Annotated in this window: 22 protein-coding genes and 1 tRNA gene; 10 read left to right on the top strand and 13 right to left on the bottom strand. The window is 72.2% G+C overall.

All coding sequences use genetic code 11. The features are described from left to right. The first annotated feature begins 335 nt into the window (after positions 1-335). Positions 336-1,085 carry a response regulator transcription factor gene (locus CUT83_RS28525; RefSeq protein ID WP_101258686.1) on the top strand — a complete coding sequence of 250 codons (750 nt, stop codon included), beginning with the start codon at positions 336-338 and terminating at the stop codon, positions 1,083-1,085. Positions 1,086-1,129: 44 nt separating this feature from the next. Here the strand turns inward: CUT83_RS28525 and CUT83_RS28520 are convergent, their stop codons facing one another. Further along, complete coding sequence (locus CUT83_RS28520; protein WP_101258685.1) at positions 1,130-1,624, bottom strand: MarR family winged helix-turn-helix transcriptional regulator; 495 nt, start codon at positions 1,622-1,624, stop codon at positions 1,130-1,132. A gap of 71 nt (positions 1,625-1,695) precedes the next feature. Between CUT83_RS28520 and CUT83_RS28515 the strand changes: the two genes are divergently transcribed. Continuing rightward, a complete protein-coding gene (locus CUT83_RS28515) occupies positions 1,696-2,529 on the top strand; it encodes a trans-aconitate 2-methyltransferase (protein ID WP_101258684.1) in 834 nt (277 codons plus the stop codon). A gap of 78 nt (positions 2,530-2,607) precedes the next feature. Further along, a complete protein-coding gene (locus CUT83_RS28510; RefSeq protein WP_101258683.1) occupies positions 2,608-2,979 on the top strand; it encodes a VOC family protein in 372 nt (123 codons plus the stop codon). Positions 2,980-3,011: 32 nt separating this feature from the next. On the opposite strand, the gene CUT83_RS28505 is transcribed toward CUT83_RS28510, so the two are convergent. Then, positions 3,012-3,680 (bottom strand): TetR/AcrR family transcriptional regulator, encoded by a 669-nt coding sequence (locus CUT83_RS28505; RefSeq protein ID WP_101258682.1) that lies wholly within the window; start codon positions 3,678-3,680, stop codon positions 3,012-3,014. Positions 3,681-3,687: 7 nt separating this feature from the next. After that, a complete protein-coding gene (locus CUT83_RS28500; RefSeq protein ID WP_101258681.1) occupies positions 3,688-4,698 on the bottom strand; it encodes an acyl-CoA desaturase in 1,011 nt (336 codons plus the stop codon). A 339-nt stretch (positions 4,699-5,037) separates the two neighbouring features. Here CUT83_RS28500 and ppc point away from each other — a divergent pair, with 339 nt between their 5' ends. Next, complete coding sequence (gene ppc, locus CUT83_RS28495) at positions 5,038-7,767, top strand: phosphoenolpyruvate carboxylase (RefSeq protein ID WP_101258877.1); 2,730 nt, start codon at positions 5,038-5,040, stop codon at positions 7,765-7,767. Between the two features lie 166 nt (positions 7,768-7,933). Here the strand turns inward: ppc and CUT83_RS28490 are convergent, their stop codons facing one another. The 9 genes from CUT83_RS28490 to CUT83_RS28450 form a co-directional block, all read right to left on the bottom strand. After that, the gene (locus CUT83_RS28490; RefSeq protein ID WP_101258680.1) at positions 7,934-8,725 is read right to left on the bottom strand and encodes an LAVTG motif-containing sortase-dependent surface protein; all 792 of its coding nucleotides are present in this window, start codon (positions 8,723-8,725) and stop codon (positions 7,934-7,936) included. A gap of 210 nt (positions 8,726-8,935) precedes the next feature. After that, positions 8,936-9,490 carry a hypothetical protein gene (locus CUT83_RS28485; RefSeq protein ID WP_240958464.1) on the bottom strand — a complete coding sequence of 185 codons (555 nt, stop codon included), beginning with the start codon at positions 9,488-9,490 and terminating at the stop codon, positions 8,936-8,938. Positions 9,491-9,621: 131 nt separating this feature from the next. Further along, entirely contained in the window at positions 9,622-10,212 is a 591-nt protein-coding gene (gene pth, locus CUT83_RS28480) for an aminoacyl-tRNA hydrolase (protein WP_101258679.1), read from the bottom strand. A 130-nt stretch (positions 10,213-10,342) separates the two neighbouring features. After that, positions 10,343-10,933 carry a 50S ribosomal protein L25/general stress protein Ctc gene (locus CUT83_RS28475; RefSeq protein WP_101258678.1) on the bottom strand — a complete coding sequence of 197 codons (591 nt, stop codon included), beginning with the start codon at positions 10,931-10,933 and terminating at the stop codon, positions 10,343-10,345. A gap of 227 nt (positions 10,934-11,160) precedes the next feature. Next, a complete protein-coding gene (locus CUT83_RS28470; RefSeq protein WP_101258677.1) occupies positions 11,161-12,138 on the bottom strand; it encodes a ribose-phosphate diphosphokinase in 978 nt (325 codons plus the stop codon). Between the two features lie 90 nt (positions 12,139-12,228). After that, on the bottom strand, positions 12,229-13,695 hold the full coding sequence (gene glmU, locus CUT83_RS28465; protein WP_101258676.1) for a bifunctional UDP-N-acetylglucosamine diphosphorylase/glucosamine-1-phosphate N-acetyltransferase GlmU: 1,467 nt from the start codon (positions 13,693-13,695) through the stop codon (positions 12,229-12,231). 198 nt (positions 13,696-13,893) lie between these two features. Further along, positions 13,894-14,919, bottom strand: coding sequence for a coiled-coil domain-containing protein (locus tag CUT83_RS28460; RefSeq protein ID WP_194074735.1), 1,026 nt, complete (start codon positions 14,917-14,919; stop codon positions 13,894-13,896). 296 nt (positions 14,920-15,215) lie between these two features. Continuing rightward, the gene (locus CUT83_RS28455; protein WP_101258675.1) at positions 15,216-17,594 is read right to left on the bottom strand and encodes an SUKH-4 family immunity protein; all 2,379 of its coding nucleotides are present in this window, start codon (positions 17,592-17,594) and stop codon (positions 15,216-15,218) included. A 6-nt stretch (positions 17,595-17,600) separates the two neighbouring features. Further along, positions 17,601-18,605, bottom strand: coding sequence for an SMI1/KNR4 family protein (locus tag CUT83_RS28450; RefSeq protein WP_101258674.1), 1,005 nt, complete (start codon positions 18,603-18,605; stop codon positions 17,601-17,603). Between the two features lie 314 nt (positions 18,606-18,919). Between CUT83_RS28450 and CUT83_RS28445 the strand changes: the two genes are divergently transcribed. After that, on the top strand, positions 18,920-19,426 hold the full coding sequence (locus CUT83_RS28445) for a YwqJ-related putative deaminase (protein ID WP_101258673.1): 507 nt from the start codon (positions 18,920-18,922) through the stop codon (positions 19,424-19,426). After that, the gene (locus CUT83_RS28440; protein ID WP_420882503.1) at positions 19,423-19,935 is read left to right on the top strand and encodes an SUKH-3 domain-containing protein; all 513 of its coding nucleotides are present in this window, start codon (positions 19,423-19,425) and stop codon (positions 19,933-19,935) included. The genes CUT83_RS28445 and CUT83_RS28440 overlap by 4 nt, the downstream gene beginning before the upstream one ends. A 15-nt stretch (positions 19,936-19,950) precedes the next feature. Here the strand turns inward: CUT83_RS28440 and CUT83_RS28435 are convergent, their stop codons facing one another. Beyond that, positions 19,951-21,372 (bottom strand): sensor histidine kinase, encoded by a 1,422-nt coding sequence (locus CUT83_RS28435; protein WP_101258672.1) that lies wholly within the window; start codon positions 21,370-21,372, stop codon positions 19,951-19,953. A 179-nt stretch (positions 21,373-21,551) separates the two neighbouring features. Here CUT83_RS28435 and CUT83_RS28430 point away from each other — a divergent pair, with 179 nt between their 5' ends. The 4 genes from CUT83_RS28430 to CUT83_RS28415 all read left to right on the top strand — a co-directional run bounded on the left by CUT83_RS28430 (position 21,552) and on the right by CUT83_RS28415 (position 26,166). Then, positions 21,552-22,247, top strand: coding sequence for a hypothetical protein (locus tag CUT83_RS28430; RefSeq protein ID WP_101258671.1), 696 nt, complete (start codon positions 21,552-21,554; stop codon positions 22,245-22,247). 7 nt (positions 22,248-22,254) lie between these two features. Beyond that, positions 22,255-22,326: transfer RNA gene (locus tag CUT83_RS28425), tRNA-Gln, on the top strand. A gap of 478 nt (positions 22,327-22,804) precedes the next feature. Further along, on the top strand, positions 22,805-23,593 hold the full coding sequence (locus CUT83_RS28420; RefSeq protein WP_101258670.1) for an ABC transporter ATP-binding protein: 789 nt from the start codon (positions 22,805-22,807) through the stop codon (positions 23,591-23,593). Next, entirely contained in the window at positions 23,590-26,166 is a 2,577-nt protein-coding gene (locus tag CUT83_RS28415) for an ABC transporter permease (RefSeq protein ID WP_101258669.1), read from the top strand. Before CUT83_RS28420 ends, CUT83_RS28415 begins: the two co-directional genes overlap by 4 nt. The last annotated feature ends 227 nt before the right edge of the window (positions 26,167-26,393 follow it).

Raw genomic sequence — 26,393 nt, 5'->3', positions numbered from 1 at the left:
GGCGTGCCGTGCGGCGGCCGGTGCGGTGATCACAATGCGTCGGAAGCGGTCGGACCGCGCCGCACCGGACACCACCGGCCGTGCACGTCCGGTCGCCGCGGACCGTGCGGACGGTCGGTTTTCGCCAACCGGTCTCTTCGGCCGCGTCCCGGCCCTACGCTGATGGACGGCACCGGCCGCCGGGGGCCGGTGCGCATCAGGGGGCGGCACACGCCGGATGCGGCGCGCGGTGGCCGGGTACGAGCAGGGCACGGCGGTGTACGTGCGGCCCGTCCGGCCCCGCACCGGGCGCCGCGCCCGAGCGCGGGTGGGCCTTTCGGCGGCAGGGGGTGTGCGTGCAACGTATCCGGGTTCTCGTGGTGGACGACCATCGCATATTCGCCGAGTCCCTCGCCGCGGCACTCGCGGTGGAGCAGGACGTGGAGGTGGCCGCGGCCGGCAGCGGCCCCGCCGCGCTGCGCACCCTGGAACGGGCGGCGGCCGACGGCCGCCGCTTCGACGTCCTGCTGATCGACGCCGATCTGGGGGCCGCCGTGCCGGCGGCCGCCGCGTCGCCACCGGACCCGGCCACCGCCGAAGCGCCTGCCGCGGCCGGCGGCATCGCCCTGGTCTCACGGGTCCGCAGCGACCACCCCGAGGTCCGCACCGTGGTGCTCGCCGAGCGCGACGACCCGCGCCGCGCGGCCGCCGCGCTCCAGGCGGGGGCGTCGGGCTGGGTCGCCAAGGAGAGCTCGCTGTCCCGGCTGCTCCATGTGGTCCGTGGGGTGCTGCGCGGCGAGACACATCTGCCGCCCGCCCTGCTGACCGGGGTGCTGCGCGAGCTGACCGCGACGCGCAGGCACCGCACCGAGAGCGAGCGGCTGGTGGAGTCGCTGACCCCGCGCGAGCACGAGGTGCTGCGCTGCATGGTGGCCGGGCTGGGCCGCAAGGCGGTCGCCGAGCGGCTGTACCTCTCCCCGCACACCGTCCGCACCCATATGCAGAACGTGCTGGGCAAGCTGGGGGTGCACTCCACCCTGGCCGCGGTGGCGCTGGCCCGCAAGGCGGGCGTCGGCCCGGCGGACCTGGAGCATGTGACGACGTAAGTCCCACCCCGCCCCGACCGCGACGGGCCCGTGTCACGGCCCCGTCAGGGGACGTTGTCGAACGGCGCGGTGAGCTGCCGCAGCAGCCCGGCCAGCTCCGCCCGCCGGCTGGACGGCAGCTCGGCGAGGATGGCCCGCTCCTGTTCCAGCAGTCCGGCCAGGGCCCGGTCGGCGCGGTCGCGTCCGGCCTCCGTCAGCCGGACCAGTACGCCGCGCCGGTCGCTGGGGTCGGGCAGCCGCTCCACCAGTCCCTTCTTCGCCAGCCGGTCGATGCGGTTGGTCATGGTCCCGGAGGTGACCAGGGTCTGCGTCAGCAGCTGGCCGGGGGAGAGCTGGTAGGGGGCGCCGGCCCGGCGCAGCGCGGTCAGCACGTCGAACTCCCAGGGCTCCAGCCCGTGTTCGGCGAAGGCGATGCGGCGGGCCCGGTCGAGGTGGCGGGCGAGCCTGCTGACCCGGCTGAGCACCTCCAGGGGCTCCACATCGAGATCGGGGCGCTCGCGGCGCCACGCTGCCACCAGTCGGTCGACCTCGTCCTCCATGAGGACAGTGTAGTAGTTCTGTCGACGTGAAGTCTCTTGACATCGAGATAACTCCGGCGGACCCTACTGCCATGGAACCAGCCGACCCGCTCCGGCGCACCGGCGTCCCGGTGTGGGACCCCGCGCAGTACCGCAGCCATGCCGGCCACCGCCTGCGCCCGCTCCACGACCTGCTGGCCCGCGTCCCCCCTCTGCCCTCGCCCCGGCCCCGCATCGCCGACCTGGGCTGCGGCCCCGGCGAGCCGACCGCTCTGCTGGCCGAACACTGGCCCGCGGCCCGGATCACCGGCTACGACCTGTCCGAGGCGATGCTCGCCGAGGCCCGTGCGCACGCCGGACCCACCTCCGGGGGCGGAGCCGTGGACTTCGCCCGCGCCGACCTTGCCGCCTGGCACCCCAAGGAGCCGCACGACCTGATCGTCTCCAACGCGGCGCTGCACTGGTGCCCCGGACACATCACCCGTTTCCCCGACTGGATCGCGGCGCTGCGCCCCACAGGCGTCCTGGCCTTCCAGGTCCCCGGCAACTTCGCCGCCCCCGGGCACACCCTGCTCACGGACCTGTGCACCTCACCGCGCTGGCGCGACCGCCTCGGAGCCGGAACCCGCCGCACCCCTGTGGCCGAACCCGCCGAATACGCCCAGGCGCTGGCGGCGCTCGGCTGCGAAACGGACGTGTGGGAGACGACGTACGTGCACGTCCTCACCGGCCGGGACCCGGTGCTGGAGTGGATGAAGGGCACCGCCCTGCGTCCCGTCCTCACCGCACTCGACCCCGACGCGGCCGCACGCGAGGCGTTCCTGGCCGAGTACCGCGACCTGCTGCGCGAGGCCTACCCGCCGGGCCCCCACGGCACCCTCTTCCCGTTCCGCCGGATCTTCGCCGTCGCCGTCAGGTGTACCTGACGGCGCGAGCGCCCACGAACCCACGCCCACGAACCCACGCCCGGGCGCCCGCCGGGCGGACTTCCGGAAGGAGACACCGTGATCGAGGCGCTCGACCACGTACAGCTCGCCGCCCCGCGCGGATCCGAGGAGATCCTGCGCGCCTTCTACACCGGACTGCTCGGTATGGCGGAGACCCCCAAGCCGCCCGCCCTCGCGGCCCGCGGCGGCTGCTGGTTCGAAGCCGGCTCCGTCCGGCTCCACCTCGGGATCGAGGAGGATTTCCGGCCCGCGCTCAAGGCCCACCCCGGCCTGCGGGTGAGGGACGCCGAAACCCTGGACACCCTGGCCACCCGCCTGGCGGACGCCGGGCACCCGGTCACCTGGGACGACTCCGTCCCCGGCGTGCGCCGCTTCCACAGCGCCGACCCCGTCGGCAACCGGCTGGAGTTCCTTCAGCCGGCCGGGTGACGGGCGCGCGAGGGGAGCCCGGCCGCCGGGCCTCAGCTGCGGCGGTGGCCTATCAGGCGCGGCTTGGGCTCCAGGCCGTCCAGCCCGTGCCAGGCGAGGTTCACCAGATGGGCGGCCACCTCGGGCTTGTCGGGCCTGCGGGCGTTCAGCCACCACTGGCCCGTCAGGGCCACCATGCCCACCAGGGCCTGCGCGTACAGCGGCGCCAGCTTCGGGTCGAAGCCGCGCGCCTTGAACTCCAGGCCCAGAATGTCCTCCACCTGGGTGGCGATGTCGCTGATCAGCGAGGCGAAGGTGCCCGTCGACTGGGCCACCGGCGAGTCCCGCACCAGGATGCGGAACCCGTCGGTGTACTGCTCGATGTAGTCCAGCAGCGCGAACGCCGCCTGCTCCAGCAGCTCACGCGGATGACCGCCGGTCAGTGCCCCCGTCACCATGTCCAGCAGCCGCCGCATCTCCCGGTCGACCACGACCGCGTACAGCCCCTCCTTGCCGCCGAAGTGCTCGTAGACCACCGGCTTGGAGACCCCGGCCTTGGCCGCGATCTCCTCCACCGACGTGCCCTCGAAGCCGCGTTCGGCGAAGAGCGCGCGACCGATGTCCAGCAGTTGTTCGCGGCGCTCCTTCCCCGTCATCCGGCGGCGGGTCCGCCGGGTGGTTCCTGAGGGCCTGCCCTTGGTACTGCTGTCGTCGGTCGCCACTCCTCCATCATGCCGCTTCTGCGGCCTCCTCCCGGCGGCGGGAGTCGATCCGCTTCCGCGACGGCCAGCGCACGTCGTACGCCCAGCCGGCCTTCTCGAACCAGCGGATCAGCCGGGCGCTGGAGTCGATCTGGCCCTTCAGCACACCGTGCCGGGCGCAGGTCGGGTCCGCGTGGTGCAGGTTGTGCCAGGACTCCCCGCAGGAGAGCACCGCCAGCCACCACACGTTGCCCGAGCGGTCACGCGACTTGAACGGGCGCTTGCCCACCGCGTGGCAGATGGAGTTGATCGACCAGGTGACGTGGTGCAGCAGCGCCACCCGCACCAGCGAGCCCCAGAAGAACGCGGTCAGCGCGCCCTGCCAGCTCATCGTGACCAGTCCGCCGACCACCGGCGGGACGGCCAGCGACACGGCCGTCCACAGCACGAACTGGCGGGAGACGCGGCGGATGACCGGGTCCTTGATCAGATCCGGGGCGTACTTGTGCTGCGGCGTCTGCTCCTCGTCGAACATCCAGCCCACATGGGCCCACCACAGGCCCTTGAGCAGGGCGGGGACGGTCTCGCCGTAGCGCCAGGGGGAGTGCGGGTCGCCCTCGGCGTCGGAGTACCTGTGGTGCTTGCGGTGGTCGGCGACCCACCGCACCAGCGGACCCTCCACGGCCATCGACCCGGCGATCGCCAGCGCGACGCGCAGCGGCTTCTTCGCCTTGAACGCGCCGTGGGTGAAGTAGCGGTGGAAACCGATGGTGATGCCGTGGCAGCCCAGGAAGTACATGCCGACCAGCAGCCCGAGGTCCAGCCAGCTCACCCCCCAGCCCCAGGCGAGCGGAACCGCGGCCACCAGGGCGACGAAGGGGACGGTGATGAACAGCAGAAGGGTGATCTGCTCCACGGAACGGCGCTGCTCGCCGCCGAGCGTGGCCGAGGGGAGCGGTTCCCCGGACGCCGCGGCGGATTTCGCCGTGCCCGCTGTGTCCTGGGAGTTCGTGCGAAGCACGTCGGGACTGATCGTCATAGATCGCTCTCGTTTGAAGCTGGGGGACGGGGGGTGCGTTACTTACGGTCCCGTAACCTACGCAATCGTAAGTATGGCAGCCATGAGCACGAGGGCAAGAGGGCCGCATGGTGGACTGGATGATCCACGCACTCCGGCGGCGGCCTATCCTGGGAGCCGTCGGACAACGCGGTCCGTGACCTGCCAGAAGCATCGCCGCAAGGAGCCGCACCTGTGAGCAGTGCCGACACCTCCCCGAACCCGGTTGGCAAGAACCCTTCCCCGGCCGGGGGGGTCCCCACGGCGGGCCGTCCGGGTACCCCGGACGCCCGAAAGGAACCCAGCGCCCCCGAAGCCCCACTGGAGGCCACCCCCGAAGCCCGTGCCGAGACCAGCGCGGCCCTGCGGGCCGACATCCGCCGGCTGGGCGATCTCCTCGGCGAGACGCTCGTCCGCCAGGAGGGCGCCGAGCTGCTGGAGCTCGTCGAGCGCGTACGCGCCCTGACCAGGACCGACGGCGAGGCCGCCGCCGCCCTGCTCAGCCGTACCGACCTCGCCACCGCCACCAAGCTCGTACGGGCCTTCTCGACCTACTTCCACCTCGCCAACATCACCGAGCAGGTCCACCGCGGCCGCGAACTGCGCGCCCGGCGGGCCGCCGAGGGCGGAAACCTCTCCCGCACCGCGGACATGCTCAAGGACGCCGACCCCGCCCATCTGCGGGACACCGCGGCGAACCTCGGCGTGCGCCCGGTCTTCACCGCCCACCCCACCGAGGCCGCCCGCCGGTCGGTGCTCACCAAGCTCCGCAAGGTCGCCGAGCTGCTGGAGAACACCGACCCCAACGAGCGCCGCCGCACCGACCTGCGGCTCGCCGAGAACATCGACCTGATCTGGCAGACCGACGAGCTGCGCGTGGCCCGCCCCGAGCCGGCCGACGAGGCGCGCAACGCCGTCTACTACCTCGACGAGCTGCACCGCGACGCCGTCGGCGACGTCCTGGAGGACCTCGCCGCCGAGCTGGAGCGGGCCGGAGCCCCGCTCCCGCCCGCCACCCGCCCGCTGACCTTCGGCACCTGGATCGGCGGCGACCGCGACGGCAACCCCAACGTCACCCCCGCCGTCACCTGGGAGGTGCTGCTGCTCCAGCACGAGCACGGCATCACCGACGCCCTGGAGCACGTCGACGAGCTGCGCGCGGCCCTGTCCAACTCCATCCGCATCAGCGGCGTCACCGAGGAACTGCGCGAGTCCCTGGAACGCGACCTCGAACTCCTGCCGGAGATCAGCCCCCGCTACAAGCGGCTCAACGCCGAGGAGCCCTACCGGCTCAAGGTCACCTGCATCCGGCAGAAGCTGCTCAACACCCGCGAGCGCCTGGCCGAGGGCGACCCGCACGTGCCCGGCCGCGACTACCTGGGCACCGGCGAACTCCTGGCCGACCTGGAGCTGGTCCAGAACTCCCTGCGCGAGCACCGCGGCTCGCTGGTCGCCGACGGCCACCTGGAGCGCGTGATGCGCACCCTGGGCGCCTTCGGCCTCCAGCTGGCCACCATGGACGTGCGCGAGCACGCCGACGCGCACCACCACGCCCTCGGGCAGCTCTTCGACCGGCTCGGCGAGGAGTCCTGGCGCTACGCCGACATGCCGCGCGACTACCGGCGGCGACTGCTCGCCAAGGAACTGCGCTCCCGCCGCCCGCTGGCCCCCCAGCCCGCGCCGCTGGACGCCGCCGGAGCCAAGACCTTCGGCGTCTTCACCACAGTCCGCAGGGCGCTGGACACCTTCGGCCCCGAGGTCATCGAGTCCTACATCATCTCCATGTGCCAGGGCGCCGACGACGTCTTCGCCGTCGCCGTCCTCGCGCGCGAGGCGGGCCTGATCGACCTGCACGCCGGCTGGGCCCGCATCGGCGTCGTGCCGCTGCTGGAGACCACCGACGAGCTGCGCATCGCCGACGAGCTGCTGGACTCGATGCTGTCCGACCCCTCCTACCGGCGGCTGGTCGCCCTGCGCGGCGACATCCAGGAGGTCATGCTCGGTTACTCCGACTCCTCGAAGTTCGGCGGCATCACCACCTCCCAGTGGGAGATCCACCGGGCCCAGCGGCGGCTGCGCGACGTCGCCCACCGCCACGGGGTGCGGCTGCGCCTGTTCCACGGCCGCGGCGGCACCGTCGGCCGCGGCGGCGGCCCCACCCACGACGCGATCCTCGCCCAGCCCTGGGGCACCCTGGAGGGCGAGATCAAGGTCACCGAGCAGGGCGAGGTCATCTCCGACAAGTACCTCATCCCCTCCCTGGCCCGGGAGAACCTGGAGCAGACGGTGGCCGCCACCCTCCAGGCGTCCGCCCTGCACACCGCGCCCCGCCAGTCCGACGAGGCGCTGGCCCGCTGGGACGCGGCGATGGACACCGTCTCCGAGGCCGCCCACAGCGCCTACCGCGCGCTGGTGGAGGACCCGGACCTGCCCGCGTACTTCTTCGCCTCCACCCCCGTGGACCAGCTCGCCGACCTCTACCTCGGCTCCCGCCCCTCGCGCCGCCCCGACTCCGGCGCCGGCCTGGACGGGCTGCGGGCGATCCCGTGGGTGTTCGGCTGGACCCAGTCGCGGCAGATCGTGCCCGGCTGGTTCGGCGTCGGCACCGGCCTGAAGGCCGCGCGCGAGGCCGGACTCGACGGCGTGCTGGACGAGGCCTACGGGCGCTGGCACTTCTTCCGCAACTTCCTGTCCAACGTCGGGATGACGCTGGCCAAGACGGACCTGCGGATCGCCCGGCACTACGTGGAGACCCTGGTGCCGGCCGAGTTGCGGCACATCTTCGCCACCATCGAGGCCGAGCACGAGCTGACGGTGCGCGAGGTGCTGCGGATCACCGGCGAGCGGGAACTGCTGGACGCCCAGCCGGTGCTCAAGCAGACCTTCGCCATCCGCGACGCCTACCTGGACCCGATCTCCTACCTCCAGGTCACGCTGCTGGCCCGGCAGCGCGAGGCCGCCGAGCGCGGCGAGGAGCCCGATCCGCTGCTGGGCCGGGCCCTGCTGCTGACGGTCAACGGCGTGGCGGCGGGCCTGCGCAACACCGGCTGAGGCGCGCCGCGCCCCGCACCCTGCCCGCGTCCCGCGTCCTGGGGGCGCGGACAGGGTGCGGACGGGGCGCGGACGAGCGTGTGAACGGCGAAGGGCCCCTCTCCCGGGCGGGAGAGGGGCCCTTGGTCCAGCCTGCGGCCGTGCGCCTCGCGTCAGGGGCCCGGGATCAGTCCTGGGCGACCTTGCGACGGCGCATCACCAGGTAAGCGCCCGCGCCCAGCAGCGCCGCGGCGGCCGCCGCGAGCGCGGCGACGGGGGCCTCGGCGCCGGTCTCGGCCAGGTTGCCGCCCTCGCCCGTCGACTCGCCCGGCTCCTCGCCGCCGGCGACGCCCTCGGTGGCCTCGCCGGTGGAGCCCTCGGTGCCGCCGGTGGTCTCCTCGCCGCCCGCGGCGCCCTCGGTGGTCTCACCGGTGGTGCCCTCGGTGGTCTCGCCCGCGGTGCCCTCGGAGGTGCCCTCCGTGCTGCCGCCGGCGGTCTCCTCACCGCCGCCGGTGGTGGTGCCCTCGGTGGTCTCACCGGTGGTCTCGCCCGTGGAACCGCCGGTGGTGTCGGTGGCGGGGCAGGTGTGGGACAGGTTGAACTTGTCGAGGTCACCACCCTTGATCTCGGCCTCGGCGGCGACGAGCTTCGCCCCGGGCTCGGAGGCCACGTAGGCGTGCTTGTCGGACGGCGGGCCGAACTCGGTGATCGTCTGGGTGCCGCCGGGCTCGAAGGTGACCGTGAGCTTGACGAACTCGGGCTTCTCCTTGCCGCCGGCCGGCAGGACGAAGTGCCAGCCGTCCTTGTCCTCCGGAACGGTCGGGCACTCGCCCCTCTCGAACTCGGCCGCGGTGATGGGCAGCGGCTGACGCAGCTCGGGGGAGGAGGATCCCGTCGCGAAAGCGGGGGCGGCCGGGGCCAGCGCCATGCAGGCCGCCGCGGCCACCGCTGCCGCACGCGTGGAAGTGGGAATGCGCATGAACTACCACCTTTGGTGGCGGGGGACATCTGGGACGTGTGGGGAATGAGGGGGGTGGGCGTAGCTTTTCCCGCCACACGGAACCGGTCAAGCGCGATACGTCACATCTGCCCCCCTGTGTCACCTCTGCCCCGGAGGGTGTCGTATAACAATCAGATCAATATCAAGATCGAAATGCTTAGAGGTGGGCAGCCCGCCGGAAAACGCGACTCACAGCAGCGCGAACGCCGCCCCCATCAGCGCGACCCCCAGCAGCCCGGCCCCCCACGCGGTGCGCCGCATGCCCAGGCCGCCCCCGATCACCGGCGAGGCCAGCACCAGCGCGCCCGCCAGCGGCAGCCACGCGTAGAACACACCGGCGGTACCGGTGCGCACCGCCTCGGCTCCGTCCGACCCGTCCGACCCGTCCGAGCCCTCCCGGCCGGGCCACAGCGCCACCGGGAGCCGCTCACCGGCCTCGTACGACACCGGCGCCTCGACGGCGACCTCCGCCCGCGCGCCCTCGCCGCCGCCCTCCGGCGCGAACGGCCCCGTGCACCTCCACCCGTCGCACTCGGCGACGGTCATCGTCCCCCGCACCGCGCCACGTTCGGCCACCGCCTGCCGCGTCCCGTCGAGGGAGACCCACACACCGGCCATCACCAGCACCGCCGCGACCACACCCATCAGCGCCGCCCGTGCCAGCAGCAGCAGGCCGTACGCGCTCTCACCGGCCCGGCGCGCGGGGCCGCGTCCGGCGGAGGTACTCGGGAACCCAGGAGGCATGGCGGGATCCTGGGGCACGGGAAGCGGACGGTCAACCTCCGCGCGCCCCCGGCGTACGCCCAGGGCCCGCGCAGCCCGGACACGGCCCGGACACGGCCCGGGCCCGGGCCGGGGCACGGCTCAGGCCCGGCTCACGAGTTGTACGTGCCCTGCGCCCGCTCCAGACCGTCCACCAGCAGGCACTCCACGGCGTCCGCGGCCCGGTCCACGAAGTAGTCGAGCTCCTTGCGTTCGGCGGAGGAGAAGTCCTTCAGAACGAAGTCGGCCACCGGCATCCGGCCCGGCGGGCGGCCGATGCCGAAACGCACCCGGTGGTAGCCGGGACCGAGGGACTTGGTGAGCGACTTCAGCCCGTTGTGGCCGTTGTCGCCACCGCCCTTCTTCAGCCGCAGCACCCCGTAGTCGACGTCCAGCTCGTCGTGGACCACGACCAGATGCTCCAGCGGCACCTTGTAGAAGTCGCGCAGCGCGGTGACCGGGCCGCCCGAGAGATTCATGTACGACATCGGCTTGGCCAGCACCACCCGGCGGCTCCCGGCGCCCGGAGCGCCCAGCCGGCCCTCCAGCACCTGCGCCCGGGAGCGGTGCGTCTTGAACTTCCCCCCGATCCGCCCGGCCAGCAGATCGGCGACCATGAACCCCACGTTGTGCCGGTTCGCCGCGTACTCCGGACCGGGATTGCCCAGGCCCACCACCAGCCAGGGGGCGTCGGCGTCGCTCATCGTCGTCTCTCTCCTACAGCGGACCTACGGCAGACCTACAAGCGGACCTACGGGAAAGCACCACGGCCGCCGGCCCGCGCCCACGGCGCGGGCCGGCGGCCGGAGAAAAGAGGGGGGCGAACCCCGCGGATCACTCCGCGGCGCCCTCGCCCTCGCCGCCCTCGCCCTCAGCGGCCTCGGCGGCCTGCGCGGCCAGCACGTTGAGGACGACGGTGTCCTCCTCGACGGCCAGCGAGGAGCCCTTGGGCAGCGGGATGTCCTTGGCCAGGACGGAGTCGCCGGCGGCCAGACCCTGGACGGAGACGGTCACGGACTCCGGGATGTGGGTGGCCTCGGCCTCCACCGGCAGCGTGTTCAGCACGTGCTCCAGCAGGAACTGGCCCGGGGCCAGCTCGCCCTCGGTGTGCACCGGGATCTCGACGGTGACCTGCTCGCCGCGCTTGACCACCAGCAGGTCGATGTGGACCAGGAAGCCGCGGATCGCCTCGCGCTGCACGGCCTTGGGGATCACCAGCTCCTGGCGGCCCTCGATGTCCAGCGTGATCAGCACGTTCGAGGTCTTCAGGGCCATCATCAGGTCGTAGCCGGGAAGGGCCACGTGGACCGGCTCGGTGCCGTGCCCGTAGATGACACCGGGAACCTTGTCCTCGCGGCGGAGCCTGCGGGACGCGCCCTTGCCGAACTCCTTGCGGACCTCGGCGGAGATCTTGACGTCAGCCATGACGCACTCCTCGTCTCTCAAGTCGGTTCTGTGGCGGTTGCCAGAGCTACTCGGCCACGACTGACCTGCTGCGAAGAGCGCGTCGATAACGGATCACCGTGCCACCGCGGGCACGGCTCCCTCGCCGAGCAACTCCACGAGTCTACCGCCCCGGGAAAGCGGGAGCGGACACGGCGGGGGGCGCCGTACCGGGCACGTGCCCGGTACGGCGCCCCCCCGCCGAACCGTTACGCCTGCTCGTCGAAGAGGCTCGTCACCGAGCCGTCCTCGAACACCTCGCGCACCGCGCGGGCGATCGTCGGCGCCATCGACAGCACCGTGATCTTGTCGACGTCCACCTCGCTCGGCGTCGGCAGGGTGTTGGTGAAGATGAACTCGCTCACGTTGGAGTTCTTCAGCCGGTCCGCCGCCGGGCCGGACAGCACACCGTGCGTGGCCGCCACGATCACGTCCTCGGCGCCGTTGGCGAACAGCGCGTCGGCCGCCGCACAGATCGTGCCGCCGGTGTCGACCATGTCGTCCACCAGCACACACACCCGGCCCCGCACATCGCCGACGACCTCGTGGACGGTCACCTGGTTCGCCACGTCCGGGTCACGGCGCTTGTGCACGATCGCCAGCGGCGCGCCCAGCCGGTCGCACCAGCGGTCGGCGACCCGCACCCGGCCCGCGTCCGGCGAGACCACCGTCAGCTTGGAACGGTCCACCTTGCCGCCCACGTAGTCCGTCAGCACCGGCAGCGCGAACAGGTGGTCGACGGGGCCGTCGAAGAAGCCCTGGATCTGGTCGGTGTGCAGATCGATGGTGAGGATCCGGTCGGCGCCGGCCGTCTTGAGCAGATCGGCGATCAGCCGCGCCGAGATCGGCTCACGGCCGCGGTGCTTCTTGTCCTGCCGCGCGTAGCCGTAGAACGGCACGATCACGGTGATGCTCCGGGCCGAGGCCCGCTTGAGCGCGTCCACCATGATCAGCTGCTCCATGATCCACTTGTTGATCGGAGCGGTGTGGCTCTGCATCAGGAAGCAGTCGGCGCCACGGGCGGACTCCTGGAAGCGCACGTAGATCTCGCCGTTGGCGAAGTCGAACGCCTTCGTCGGGACCACGCCGACACCGAGCTGCCCCGCGACCTCCTCCGCCAGACTGGGGTGGGCGCGGCCCGAGAAGAACATCATCTTCTTCTGGCCGGTCGTCTTGATCCCGGTCACAACACAATCTCCTTGCGAGCATCGATTCGTCGGGGCGCACCACGGTGTGCGCTTCTCACGGTACGCCCTGGCCGGCGCACTTCCGCCAGGTCATCCCTGGGTCGCAGGGCCGTCACCGCTCTCCTCGCCCGCGGCCCGGGCCGCCCGCGCGGCCGCGCTCCCGGGACGCTTGCGGGCCACCCAGCCGGCGATGTTGCGCTGCTGGCCGCGCGCGACGGCCAGCGAACCGGGCGGCACATCCTTGGTGATCACGGAGCCGGCGGCGGTGTACGCCCCGTCCCCGACCGTGACGGGAGCCACGAACATGTTGTCCGACCCCGTCCGGCAGTGCGAGCCGATCGTGGTGTGGTGCTTGTTCACCCCGTCGTAGTTCACGAACACGCTCGCGGCACCGATGTTCGAGTACTCGCCGATCGTCGCGTCACCCACGTACGACAGATGCGGCACCTTCGTGCCCTCGCCCACCTCGGCGTTCTTCATCTCCACATACGTGCCGGCCTTCGACTTCGGCCCCAGCCGCGTCCCGGGCCGCAGATACGCGTACGGGCCCACCGACGCGCCCGGGCCGATCTCCGCCGCCTCCGTCACCGCGTTGGACACCACCGCGCCCTCGCCGACGACGGTGTCCGCCAGCCGGCAGTTCGGCCCGACCTCGCAGCCCGCGCCCAGCCGCGTGGAACCCAGCAGCTGCGTACCCGGATGCACCAGCGCGTCCGGCTCGTACGTCACCGTCACGTCCAGCCACGTCGACGCCGGATCCACCACCGTCACACCGGCCAGCATCGCCCGCCGCAGCAGCCGCTCGTTCAGCAGCCTGCGCGCCTCGGCCAGCTGCACCCGGTTGTTGATCCCGACGATCTCCCGGTGGTCGCCCGCCACACACGCGCCCACCCGGTGCCCCTGGGCGCGCAGAATCCCCAGCACGTCCGTCAGGTACTCCTCGCCCTGGCTGTTGTCCGTGCCGATCCGGCCCAGCGCCTCGGCCAGCAGCCGACCGTCGAACGCGAAGACACCCGAGTTGATCTCCCGGACCGCCCGCTGCTCCTCGGTGGCGTCCCTGTGCTCCACGATCGCCGTCACCGCGCCGTCCTCCGCGCGCACGATGCGCCCGTAACCGGTGGCGTCCGGCACCTCGGCCGACAGCACCGTCACCGCGTTGCCCTGCCCGGCGTGCGCCCCGGCCAGGTCCGACAGCGTCTCGCCGGTCAGCAGCGGAGTGTCACCGCAGACGACCACCACCGTCCCCGACGGGCGCACCCCGTCGGCCGCCAGCGCCTCAAGCGCCGTGCGCACCGCGTGCCCGGTGCCCCGCTGCTCGGCCTGCACCGCCGTGCGCGCCTTCGCGTCCAGCGCCGCCAGATGCTCGGTGACCTGCTCGCGGCCGTGGCCGACGACCACCACCAGCTCCTCGGGATCCAGCTCACGGGAGGCGGCCACCACATGACCCACGAGCGACCGCCCGCAGATGTCGTGCAGGACCTTGGGCCTGGCGGACTTCATGCGGGTGCCCTCACCCGCTGCGAGGACGACGACGGCTGCCGGGCGGTTGGCGCTCACGGGTGTGCCCTTCGGCTTCGGGACGGAACTTCGGACGTCTTGTGGACGGATGACGGGACAGGCTGCCGGACCGACACGGAACCCACCCGAAGGACCACTCCCGCACACCCGGCGGCCACCGCCGGTTCACGGGAGGGACCGCGGCGAAACCGCGCGGGAAGGTGTGGTGTCATCCGCAGGATACCCGGGGGGACCCGGTCATTCCGCCGGTGCCCCCTGGCCCGGCACCGTCGCGCCGCCCGTGCCGCCGGGGCTCTCGGAACCGCCCGCGCCCCCCGCGCCCCCCGCGGCTTCCGGACCGTCCGCGCCGTCCGGGCCGCCCGCGCTGTCCGCGCCGTCCGGGCCGCGCCCGGTGATCGCCGCCAGACTCGCGCGCACATGCGCCATGTGCTGCCGCACCGCCTCCCGCCGCTGCTCGTGCGCCCGCACGATCCGCTCCGTCTCCCGCTCCACACGCTCCTGCCGCAGCCGCGCCTTCGCCAGCAGCTCCGCCGCCCGCTCCTCGGCCTCCGCCTGGAGCCGCCGCGCGTCCTCCTCCGCCCCGGCCGCCTCACGCCGCGCCCGCTCCAGGACCGCCTCGCCCCGCCCGGACAGCTCCGCGACCCGCTCCTCCACCGCCGACTCGCGCGCGGCCAGGTACGCCTCCAGCTTCCCGGCCTCCGCCGCCTGCTTCCCCTCCTGCTCCCGCAGCAGCGCCTCACAGCGCTCGGCCATCTCCCGCAGCTCGCGCCCGCCGGCCTCCACCAGCTCACCGGCCTCCGCACGCGCCTCCGCCAGTAGCTCCCCGGCCCGCTCCCGGGCCCGCCCCAGCAGCGCCTCCGCCGCCTCGTCCGCCTCCCGCCGTACCCGGGCCGCACCCTCGTGCGCCGCCTCCCGCCGCGCCCGGCTCTCCTCCTGCGCCCGCTCCAGCACCCGGCGCGACTCGTCCCGCACCCGCTCCCGCAGCTCCCCGGCCTCGGCCTCCGCCTCGGACAGGATCAGCCGGGCCCGATCGCCCAGCGCCTCGAACGTCTGCGGAGGCAGCGCGGCGACCACCCCCCGCAGCCGGTCCGCCTCCGCCTCCAGCTCCCCGGCCAGCACCCCCAGCCGGGTCAGGCGCTCCCGCGCCTGATCCAGATCTCCGTGCAGCACGCCGGTGAAGCGGTCGACCTGATCGGGCCGGTAACCGCGGCCCCGAACGACGGCGAAACCGTGAGGCGACCTGGACGCGGACGACGCAGACATCGTGAACCCCAACCTTCACACAATCCGGCGGACATCCCACCCAGCATGCGCCATGAGACCCCATGCGCCGCAACCGACACAAACCGCGCGAACGCACAAGGAAGCACGATTCTCCCGACACGCCCCCCGACCGGAGGAACACCACGGGAACAGCGCCGGGGCGAAGCCGGGGACAGCACCGGGGACAGCACCGGGAACAGGGCGGGAACAGGGCGGGAACAGCCGTGCCCGGCCCCCGCTCGGCGGAGACCGGGCACGAACACACCGGCAAAGGCCCGGGACACGACGACCGGCGACTACAGCAACCCGTCCCACATCTGCTCGAGCAGCACCGACCACCAGTTCTCCGGCCCGGCCGGAGCCGCCGGATCCAGACACGCCAGCATCCCCTGGAAATCCACCGTCCAGCGGCCCGCCTGCTCCGGCGTCAGCCCGTACCGCAGCCGCCACATCCGGCCCAGCAGCGCCAGACACCGCACGAACTCCGGCAGACCGCTGTTGACGAACTGCGCCGCCGCCGGCCCGCCTCCCGCTGGAGCCTCCAACGGCACCGCCACGATGTGCGCCGTGCCGTACTGCACACACAACTGGCGCCCGTAGTCGTTGCCCATCACCAGATACGAGGCCGCGTCCGCCGCGGGACGCACCCCGCGCTCCTGCGCCAGCTCCGCCAGCGTCGGCACCGGACGCCCCGGCTGCGCCTGCGCCCAGAAGAACGGACCGAACTCCACCGGCAGCCCCGCCCACATCAGCGTCTGCGCCACCACGTCCGGCACACCCTGCCGGGAGACCGCACGCTGGTCGAAACGGAACACCGCCTGCGGGCCGAACGCCTGCACCAGCTCCTGCGCCACACCGTCCGGCCCGACCGGCGGCGCCGGCTGGAGCAGATGCGGCGGCGGCAACGGCACCCGCACCGGCGCCGGACGCGCCGGACCGTCGGCCACCTGGTGCAACTCCCCCTGATGCTCTATCAGATGACGCACACCCTGCCGCCGGGAGGCCACATCACGCCCGTACGGCGCGGTGTGGCTGATCCGCACCTGCGGCCAGGACTCCCGCACCATCCGAGCACAGTAACCACCGGGAACGTCGCAGCACTCCAGCTCCGTGTGCAGCTCCAGCACCTGCTGCGGCGGAACGTTCATCGCCCGCAGCTCGTGCAGGATCTGCCACTCCGGATGCGGAGTACCCGGCGCCGAACGGCGGATCAGCTGCTGCTCGGAACCGTCCGGCGCGCGGTAGCGCAGCACCGCCATATAGCCGGGCCCGACCATCGGCACACCGGACGGCTGCTGCGGATAGCCGTACGACGGCGCCCCCGGAGGAACCCCGGGCGCACCCGGCGCACCCGGCGGCGGCGGACTCCCCGGACCGACCGGCCCCGGACCGACCGGCCCCGGACCGACCGGACCAGGACCACCGGGGCCCGCCAGCATCGTCGCCGCATGGTGCACCCCGCCGCCCGGAGCGGCCGGAGCACCCGGCGGGGGAGTACCGGCGCCCCCCTGGGACGCCACCTCGTCCGCCGACACCAACTGCGTCGGCGCATAGGCCGCACCACCGGACGAACCCCCCGGCGAAGCCGCCCCCGCACCCCCCGGACGCGCCCCCGGCACACCCGGCTCCCCGGGCGGCGGCGGCACGGACGGCCCACCACCGCGCTTCGGCGCACGGCCGGTGGCGACATCGCCCGGCACCCCCGGAGCGCCGGGCGGCTGCGGAGCACCCGGCGGCGGCGGAGTACCGGGACCGCCCGCCGACGGGTCGGCCAGCATCGTCGCCGCATGGTGCACCCCGCCCGGCGGAGTCGCCGGAGTCGCCGGAGTCGCCGGAGCCGGCGGCTGCTGGGACTGCTCGTCCCCGGCCCCCGGAGTCCCCGGAGCCCGCGCAGCGCCCTGCGGCGAGTCCTGCGGACCACCGACCGCCGGAGCCACCGTCGTCCTCGGCAGCGCGCTGCCCTCCGGCAACAACGCCGTCTTCGCCTCCGCACCCGCCCCGGGCGCCGGATCCGGCCCGCCGTCCTCGTCGTCACTCCCGCTGATCGGCGGCGCGAACACCGTCGCCGGCGGCCGCACCGACGCCACACCGCCCCCGCTGCCGCTGGTGTCCGCCGCATCCCACGGCGAACCGGAACCGGAACCGGAACCGGGACCGGAGCCGGAAACCGGCGCCGGAGGAGGAGTGGACCCGGAAGCGGGGGCGGGCGCGGGCTCCGGAGCGGACGAAGACGCCGGCACGGAACCGCCCGACGCCCCGCCCGGACCGCCCGAACCCCCCGAACCGGCGGCCTCACGACGACCCGGAATCCCCAACTGGTCCGCCGCCTCCTGCAACCACTCCGGCGGCGTCAGCAGGAACGACGTCGCCTCCAGATCCACCCGCTGCTGCGGAGCCGCCGCCACCGGCCCGGCCGCAGCCCCGTACTCCTCCTCGTACCGCCGGATCACCTCACCCACCGGCAACGCCGGCCACAACGTCGACTCACCGCTGTCCCGCGCGATCACCAGCCGCTGCCGGCCACCCCCCGACGACGGGACGTCGGGGCGATCCTCCGCCCACGCCACGAAACCCAGATCGAACTCCCGCACCCGCACCTCACGGTGCTGATACGCCGGAACACCGCCGTTGACCCAGCGCTCCGCACGCTCCTGCGCCTGCGCGAACGTCACCATCGAGCCTCACCCCTCCACCGGAACGGCACGCGCGAACCCGCCGTCCACCATCAGGCCGGCCACGGTCTCCAACTCCGGCGGATTACCCGCCAACCGCAGCAGGAAGTCGTCGAAATCCGCGCCGCACGGCAGCAGAAGCCCCGCCACCCGATCCTGCACCGACAGCCCGTCCCGGTCCCGCGCGTCGTCGTACGCGCAGAACCACACCGACCCCAGCGCCTCACCACGCACCTTCACCGCGACGATCCCGCCCTGCACGAAGGCCACACCCAGATAGTCCTTCGTCAGGTGATCCCGCAGACACTTGTTCACGTACACCAGATCGTTGACCGCCGCCTCCTCACGCACCGTGAAGAACGGCTGATCCACCAGCAGCCCCAACTCCGCGTCCAGCGCCACCCCCGCCGGCGCACAACCACCCGCCGCCTTCAGAAACGACCGGTACGCCTCCGGCAGCCGGTACCCCAGCGCCTCCTCCGCGTCCAGCACCTGCTCCTCGGACACCGCCACACCGTGCGGCACCTCGAAGTGCACCGGACGCGTCTCCTGCAACGGCCGCGTCCCCCGCTTCCCGTGATCCACCACAGCCGTCGCCAGACCACCGTGATGCCGCAGCAGAGCCTTCACCTCCACAGGCACCAACTCCAGCCGGCGGCCACCCGCCACGTGATGCCACGTCCAGCCGTGCGGAGTCGCCACCGACGGCAACTCCGCCCACAACTCATGGCCCTCCGCGTGCATCGCCGCGTTCGCCGACACATGGTCGGTCAACCGCAGCTCGTCCGCACCGAAACCCTCCGGCGGCTCCGCGATCTCCACCGCCGCACGCGCGAACGGCGAGAAATCCGGATAACCCAGCTCATCCACCCGCACACCACCCGGATACCGGGCAGCCCGCACCGGATCCGGAAAACGCACGACCTGACCGGCATAGACCGCATTCGGCGGCGCGGACCCCTCCCCGGAACGAGAACCGGGAGAAACCCCCAACCCAGACCTACCTGTCGTCATGGCGGTGCCCCCTGCTGGCAACTGGCTTACGGGCGCCGATGGGCGCTGACGAGCACAGCCTATGCGCTACCCCCACCACCGGTCCCGCTCCGTCCACCCACCCCGGCACACCCCCACCACACCCCTGCCACACCCCTGCCACACCCCCGACGGCCAACCCGCGACCCCGGCACGGCACACTCACAACACGGCCCCACCAGGCCGGGACACGCCCCACGACATGCCCCGAAACCGACCCCGCTTTCCCAAAAGCCCACGCATTTGGCACCCTGAACCAACGCCATCGGGGGGATGCGCGGGGAGGAAACCCAACCATGCACGCCACACAACACAACACCGCCGAACACCCCTCGGACCCCCGCATCGGCTGGGGCGCACCCGACGACACCACCCCCGTCCCGCGCCACCGCCGCGACGGCATCATGCCCACCGTCGCCGCCGCCCTCTCCGTACGCGGCCAGACCCTCACCTGCACCGCCGGCAAGGCCGACAACCCCCCGGCCCTCCACCCCCTCGTCCAGGACTACCTCGACACCCTCACCACCCCCCAACGCGAACGCCACACCGGACGCTGCCCCGAAGTCGTCCTCATCTCCCGCCACCTCACCACCGCCGAAGCGACCCGAAGCAAACGCGCCAGCCGCAAACCCCTCAGCACCGGCGAAGCCCGCAAAGCCCTCAAAGGCGCCAAAATCACCACCCGCCGCATCCGCGAGGACGGCGACCCCGCACACGGCACCTACGCACCCCCCTGCCGCTCCTGCACAGCCCTCCTCGCACACTTCGGCGTACGCCCCGTCGACCCCGCAGGAGAACGGTGAACACCCCCATCCCCCACCCCCGCGACACCACCACCCGCTTCCCCGTCCCCGTCGACGCCGCCCTCCGCGCCGCCGGCTGGACACCCGGACGCCACCACATCGCACAAGCCGAGATCTGGGCCGACACCCTCCGCGCCCACCACTCACCCACCGGACACCAGCACGCCGTCTTCCCCGCCGCCGTCGAAGCCTGGGCCGAATTCGGCGGACTCCACATCACCAGCACCGAACCCGGCCGCCACATCGCCCCCACAGCCGCCCGCATCGACCCCCTGCACGGCCTCCACTGGCCCCGCACCCTCAACGACCTCGGACGCGCCCTCGACACCGCCATCGCACCCCTCGGCGAAGAGGACAACGGCAACGCACTCCTGGCCATCGACGAACAAGGCCGCGTCTACAGCATCGACCACACCGGCGACTGGTACCTCGGCCCCACCCTCGACGCCGCCCTCACCACCCTCGTCACCGGCACCAACCCCAAACGCCTCACCCGCGCCCCGGAATGACCACCGGGACGGGCCTCAGCCCCGGTCCGGAATCACCGCCGACACCCGGAAACCCCCCGCCTCCGTCGGCCCCGACACAAACCCCCCGCCCAGCGCCGCCACCCGCTCACGCATCCCCACCAGACCGTTGCCACCACTGGGCAGCCCCGCCCCCCGCACACCCTCCGCCGGCGCCTCGTTCTCCACCAGCACCGCCACCTCACCCGCACGACGCGCCAACCGCACCCGCGTACGCGCACCCGCCGCATGCTTGTGCACGTTCGTCAACGCCTCCTGAACCACCCGGTACGCCGTCTGCTCCACCCGCCACGCATACGAACGCACCTCCCCCTCCACCGACAACTCCACCGACATCCCCGCCGCCCGCGACTGCCCCACCAGCGCCCCCAGCTCACGCAGACACGGCCCACCGGACTCCTCGGAGCCACCCCCCGGATCCCCCGACCCCGCCGAATCCCGGCCCGCGGCCACCTCCACGACCTCCGCCACCCGCGCCAACGGCCGCCCCGCGTCCACGGCCCCCGCCGGCGCCTCCCCCGGCGCCTCCCCCGACGTCTGCGCGGACGTCTGCGCGGCTCCCGACGGCTTCGCCTCGTGCGACCGCAGCACACCCAGCATCGTCCGCAACTCCGTCAGCGCCTGCCGCCCCATGTCCCCGATCAACACCGCGTTCCGCGACGCCTTCTCCGGATCCTTCCGAGCCACCGCCTGCAACGCCGCCGCATGCACCACCATCAGACTCACCCGATGCGCCACCACATCGTGCATCTCCCGCGCGATCCGCGTCCGCTCCTCGTTGCGCGCCCACTCCGCACGCTCCTCCGCACGATCCGCCAGCAGCGACAACTCCCGCTCCAGACCGTCCGCACGCTCCCGCAGACTCTCCACCAGCCGCCGCCGCGCCCCCACATACAGCCCCAGCAGCACCGGCGGCGCCGTCACACCCACCGACATCAGCACCGAAACCAGCGGAACGAACCACACCGGCGGGTCGTAGCCGTAGTCGTCCCGCCCCACGTTCCGCTGAAGCTCCACGGCCGCCACGATCAGCGACCCCGCCCCCTGCATACCGGCCAGCAGAGCGATGATCCGCCGAGGCACATCCGACGCCGCCAGCGTGTACAGCCCCACCGTCCCCAGCAGGAAACCCATCTGCGCCGGCGTGACCGCGATCGCCACCAGCACCACCGCGATCGGCCACCGCCGCCGCAACACCAGCGCCAGCCCCGCCAGCGCACCCAGCGCCACCGACAGACCCACCGGAATGCCGGCCTCACGCGCGAACGGAACCCCCTGCGCCGAGCACTCCGCGCCCGACACCAGCGCGAGCCCCACGTCCAGCACCGCACTCCGGCGCCGCGTCCACCACAGCGGCCCCCGAGGCGCGTCACCCCGGCCCTGGTCACGGGCCTCGACACTTTCCCCCGTCTCGGTCATACCGCCCAGCCTACGACCGGCGGCCAGGGGTTTTCGGGGTGGTTCCGCACGCGGGAAAACGCGTGCCTGTCGGCAGGCGTGATGACATGCACGGTGATGAAAAAGCTACTTTTCACCCGAACCGCTGAATCATCCAGATTTTCGAACCACGCACGCTTTTGCGAGTCCAGGATGGTGCCATGGTTCAAGCCAAGACGGAGATGAAGGAGCGCGCCCGCGCCCTGCGCCGCGCGGGCCGCACATACGACGAGATCGTGGCGGAGCTGGGGGTGTCGAAGAGCTCGGTGTCGCTGTGGGTGCGGGATCTGCCGAGGCCGAGGCGGCGGCCGCCGTCGGAGGACGCGGTGCGCCGAAGGTCGGAGGTGGTCCGGCGGCGCCGGGAGATCGAGCGCCAACAGACAAAGCTTGCCGCAGCCAATGAGATCGGCCCGCTCACCAGTCGTGAGTTGTTCCTGATCGGGGTTGGGCTGTACTGGGCTGAGGGAGCGAAGAGCAAGCCGCATCGTCTCGATGAACGGGTCGTCTTCGTGAACAGCGATCCGGAGATGATCAGGGTCTATCTCCTGTGGCTGGACCTTCTGGCGATCCCGCGTGAGCAGGTGCGGTTTGCGCTGAACATCCACGAGTCGGCGGACATCGCCGGGGCCGAACGCTTCTGGGCTCAGCATGTAGGTGTCGATGTCGCCGATCTGCAGAAGACGAGCCTCAAGAGGCACAACCCAAAGACGAATCGAGCCGTGACAGGTGAGCACCGAGGTTGCCTGCGGGTGATCGTGAACGGTGGAGCGGACCTGTACCGTCGCATCGAGGGCTGGTGGTACGGCATAGTAGTGGAGGCCGGTCGGAGGCCTGAGCAGATGTCCGATTTGGCGTGAGTTGCCATCCCCTGTGGTGTAATTGGCAGCACAGCGGTTTTTGGTGCCGCTTGTCCAGGTTCGAGTCCTGGCGGGGGAGCTCAGAGTTCGAATGAAGGGCCCCGACCCACCGGTCGGGGCCCTTCGTTGTACTCGCGAGCGGCCCCGCCGGCCCCGGCGGGCCCGACGGCCCGGCGGGTCCGCGCCGGGTTGAGGTTGACGTAGGGGGAAAGGGCATCCTCGGGGTCGAGTCCCCTAGGGGGCGGTACCCCCTTCCTCCTACCCGCGGCTCGTCCCCTGGCAGGACGAGGGCGGGCGGATCGCTCCCTAGGCTGCTTGATGCAGGGTGCCGCACGGGTGGGGTGGTGCTGGCCCCCGTGCGGATACGGCACCGCGCACCATCGCGGCGCCGGACCGGGCGCGGCAGGCTCGTCGCGTAATCCAGATCAAGACTCAGATCAAGATCCAGGCCAGGACCCAGGGCAGGGTCCGGTCAGTTCAGTGCCGGCCGGCGCCGAGGGCCTCGGGGGAGGCTTCGGCCCGGTGCGGTCGATGGCAGTCGATATAGGAGACATACCGTGACAACGGCTGTAGTGAATCCCAGGACCGGGGGCAGTGGAGGAAGTACGGCTGTTGCCGCGCGGGCGCGGCAGGTCGTCAAGGCGTACGGCGCCGGTGAGACGCGGGTGGTGGCGCTCGACTCGGTGGACGTGGACATCGCGCGGGGGGCGTTCACGGCGATCATGGGCCCGTCGGGCTCGGGCAAGTCGACGCTGATGCACTGCCTGGCGGGGCTGGACGCGGTGTCGTCGGGGCAGGTGTGGATCGGTGAGACCGAGATCACGGGGTTGAGGGAGAAGAAGCTGACCCGGCTGCGCCGGGACAAGATCGGTTTCATCTTCCAGGCGTTCAACCTGCTGCCCACCCTGACGGCGCTGGAGAACATCACGCTGCCCATGGACATCGCCGGCCGCAGGCCGGACCGGGAGTGGCTGGACCGCGTGGTGGAGACAGTCGGCCTGTCGGGACGGCTCAAGCACCGTCCCAACCAGCTGTCCGGCGGCCAGCAGCAGCGTGTGGCGGTCGCCCGCGCCCTGGCCGCCCGGCCGGAGATCATCTTCGGTGACGAGCCGACGGGCAATCTGGATTCGCGTGCGGGTGCGGAGGTGCTGGGCTTCCTGCGGCGTTCGGTGGATGAGCTGGGTCAGACGATCGTGATGGTGACGCACGACCCGGTGGCGGCGGGGTACGCGGATCGGGTGCTGTATCTGGCGGACGGGCGCATCGTGGACGAGATGCTGCGGCCGTCGGCGGAGGCTGTGCTGGACCGGATGAAGGCGTTCGACACGTTCGGGCGGGTGTCATGACCGTTCTGAGGACTTCGCTGCGGAATTTCGTGGCGCACAAGGGCCGGATGCTGCTGAGCGGTGTGGCGGTGGTGCTGTCGGTGGCGTTCGTGTGCGGGACGCTGGTGTTCACGGACACGATGAACACGACGTTCGATCGTCTGTTCGAGCAGACGGCGGCCGATGTGACGGTCTCGTCGAAGGACGCGGGCGGTGGTGAGGCTCCGGCGACGGGGCGGCCGGCGACGGTGCCGGGTTCGCTGGTGGAGGAGCTTCGGGGGGTCGAGGGGGTTTCCTCGGTCTCGGGTAGTGCGTTCAGCACGGGTGTGACGGTGGTGAACGCCGACAACGAGAACATGGGGTCGTCGACGGGGGCGCCGACGATCGCGAGTAACTGGACCTCCATCGACGAGAGGTCGATGGAGGTCGCCGAGGGCCGGCTGCCGCGTGGTCCGGGCGAGGTGATGGTTGACGCGGACACGGCCGACAAGCACGGTCTGGAGCTGGGGGACGAGCTGCGGACGATCTCGGCGCTGGGTGATTTCCGGTCGCGGATCGTGGGTGTGGCGGCGTTCAGGTCGACGAATCCGGGTGCGACGGTGGTGTATTTCGACACCGGCACGGTGCAGGAGAGGCTGCTGGGGGATTCGGACGCCTACACGGATGTGTATGTGACGGCGGCCGGGGGTGTGAGCGACGAGGAGCTGAAGGAGCGTGTCGTCGCGGAGCTGGGTTCGGGTGAGTACAAGGTCCGGACTCAGGAGGAGTACACGGCGGAGGGCCAGGACGAGATCGGGTCGTTCCTCGATGTGATCAAGTACGCGCTGCTGGGTTTCGCGGGGATCGCGTTGCTGGTGGGTGTGTTCCTGATCGTGAACACGTTCTCGATGCTGGTGGCGCAGCGGACGCGTGAGATCGGTCTGATGCGGGCGATCGGTTCGAGTCGTCGGCAGGTGAACCGGTCGGTGCTGGTGGAGGCGCTGCTGCTGGGTGTGCTGGGCTCGGTGGTGGGTGTGGCCGCCGGTGTGGGTCTGGCCGTGGGGCTGATGGAGCTCATGGGCCTGGTGGGCATGAATCTGAGCACGGACGATCTGACGCTGCGGTGGGTCACGCCGGTGGTCGGTGTGGTGCTGGGTGTCGTGGTGACGGTGCTGGCGGCGTATCTTCCGGCACGGCGTGCGGGCCGGGTGTCGCCGATGGCGGCGTTGCGGGACGACGGGCTGCCTTCGGCGGGGGGCCGGGTGGGCCGGGTCCGTTCGGGTGTGGGTCTGGTTCTGACGCTGGCCGGTGCGGGTGCGCTGGTGGCGGCGGCGGGTTCGGACGAGGCCGCGGGCGGGTCGTTGTTCCTGGCCGTGGGTGTGTTGCTGACGCTGGTGGGTTTCGTGCTGATCGGTCCGCTGCTGGCGGGCGGTGTGGTGCGGGTGCTGGGCGCGGTGGTGCTGCGGGTGTTCGGTCCGGTGGGGCGGATGGCGGAGCGGAACGCGCTGCGCAATCCGCGTCGTACGGGGGCGACGGGTGCGGCGCTGATGATCGGGCTGGCGTTGGTGTCGTCGTTGTCGGTGGTGGGTGCGTCGCTGGTGGCGTCGGCCGGTGACGAGCTGGACCGGTCGGTGGGCGCGGACTTCATTCTGATGTCGGGTGCGGGTCAGCCGGTGGTGCCGGAGGTCGTGGAGCGGGTGCGCGCCACGGAGGGGGTGGCGCATGTCACCGAGTACCGGTGGCTGGAGGCGCGGCTGACGGGTCCGGACGGGGAGTCGGTGAAGGAGTCGGTGACGGCGGCTTCCGCGACGTATGCCGAGGATCTGCGGGTGGAGACGGTGGCGGGTGAGCTGCCGGCGGCGTATGAGCGGGATTCGATGTCGGTGCCGGAGGATTTCGCGAGGGCGCACGGTGTGGAGGTCGGTGACCGGGTCGAGGTGGATTTCGCGGCCGGTGGTACGGCGGAGCTGACGGTGCGGGCGGTCACGGCGTCGGACACGAGTGTGGACCAGGACGCGATGTATCTGAGCACCGCGACGGCGGAGCGGTATGTGCCGCGGGACCGGATGCCGTTGAACATGATGTTGTTCGCGAAGGCGGAGGAGGGCCAGGAGGATGCGGCGTATGCGGCTCTGAAGGGGGAGCTGGAGGCGTTTCCGCAGTATCAGGTCCGTAATCAGGCGGATTACAAGGAGTTGCTGGAGGACCAGGTGGGGCAGTTGCTCAACATGGTCTACGGGCTGTTGGCGCTGGCGATCGTGGTGGCGGTGCTGGGTGTGGTGAACACGCTGGCGCTGTCGGTGGTGGAGCGGACGCGTGAGATCGGTCTGATGCGGGCGATCGGGCTGTCGCGGCGGCAGTTGCGGCGGATGATCCGGCTGGAGTCGGTGGTGATCGCTCTGTTCGGTGCGCTGCTGGGTCTGGGGCTGGGTCTGGGCTGGGGTGTGGCGGCGCAGCGGTTGCTGGCGTTGGAGGGGTTGAAGGTGCTTCAGGTGCCGTGGCCGACGATCGCGGGGGTGTTCTTCGGTGCCGCGGTGGTGGGGCTGGTGGCCGCTTTGGTGCCGGCGTTCCGGGCGGGCCGGATGAATGTGCTGAACGCGATCGCCACGGAGTAGGCGGGGGAGTCCGTGGGGGGTTTGCGGGGGCTGTGGTGCGGCCCGGTCGCGGTGGGTGCGGTGTCGCGCTCGCCGGGGCCGGGCCGCGGTGCTGTGCGGGGCTCGGGAGGTGGCTCGGGGTGGTTTGCGGGGCCGGGCGGGCGGTGGAAGGGCGAGGCAGGGGGGTGTCGGTCGTCGTAGGCTGGGACCCCCGGCCCGCTCGGCGTGTCGGGTTGTTGGTGTTGTCC

Origin of the sequence: Streptomyces barkulensis (genome assembly GCF_002843305.1) — a bacterium.
Lineage (GTDB): Bacteria > Actinomycetota > Actinomycetes > Streptomycetales > Streptomycetaceae > Streptomyces > Streptomyces barkulensis.
Note: the sequence above shows the minus strand (reverse complement) of the source record. Positions and strands in the feature narration are given on the sequence as shown.

Coding starts and splice junctions, on each gene's coding strand:
- CUT83_RS28455 (WP_101258675.1), bottom strand. CDS start 17,594: ATGGTGACGTTCGCGCAGGCGCAGGAGCGTGCGGAGCGCTGGGTCAAC.
- CUT83_RS28435 (WP_101258672.1), bottom strand. CDS start 21,372: ATGACCGAGACGGGGGAAAGTGTCGAGGCCCGTGACCAGGGCCGGGGT.
- CUT83_RS28500 (WP_101258681.1), bottom strand. CDS start 4,698: ATGACGATCAGTCCCGACGTGCTTCGCACGAACTCCCAGGACACAGCG.
- CUT83_RS28475 (WP_101258678.1), bottom strand. CDS start 10,933: ATGGCTGACGTCAAGATCTCCGCCGAGGTCCGCAAGGAGTTCGGCAAG.
- CUT83_RS28485 (WP_240958464.1), bottom strand. CDS start 9,490: ATGCCTCCTGGGTTCCCGAGTACCTCCGCCGGACGCGGCCCCGCGCGC.
- CUT83_RS28520 (WP_101258685.1), bottom strand. CDS start 1,624: ATGGAGGACGAGGTCGACCGACTGGTGGCAGCGTGGCGCCGCGAGCGC.
- CUT83_RS28515 (WP_101258684.1), top strand. CDS start 1,696: ATGGAACCAGCCGACCCGCTCCGGCGCACCGGCGTCCCGGTGTGGGAC.
- CUT83_RS28445 (WP_101258673.1), top strand. CDS start 18,920: ATGCACGCCACACAACACAACACCGCCGAACACCCCTCGGACCCCCGC.
- pth (WP_101258679.1), bottom strand. CDS start 10,212: ATGAGCGACGCCGACGCCCCCTGGCTGGTGGTGGGCCTGGGCAATCCC.
- CUT83_RS28460 (WP_194074735.1), bottom strand. CDS start 14,919: ATGTCTGCGTCGTCCGCGTCCAGGTCGCCTCACGGTTTCGCCGTCGTT.
- CUT83_RS28450 (WP_101258674.1), bottom strand. CDS start 18,605: ATGACGACAGGTAGGTCTGGGTTGGGGGTTTCTCCCGGTTCTCGTTCC.
- CUT83_RS28415 (WP_101258669.1), top strand. CDS start 23,590: ATGACCGTTCTGAGGACTTCGCTGCGGAATTTCGTGGCGCACAAGGGC.
- CUT83_RS28490 (WP_101258680.1), bottom strand. CDS start 8,725: ATGCGCATTCCCACTTCCACGCGTGCGGCAGCGGTGGCCGCGGCGGCC.
- CUT83_RS28430 (WP_101258671.1), top strand. CDS start 21,552: ATGGTTCAAGCCAAGACGGAGATGAAGGAGCGCGCCCGCGCCCTGCGC.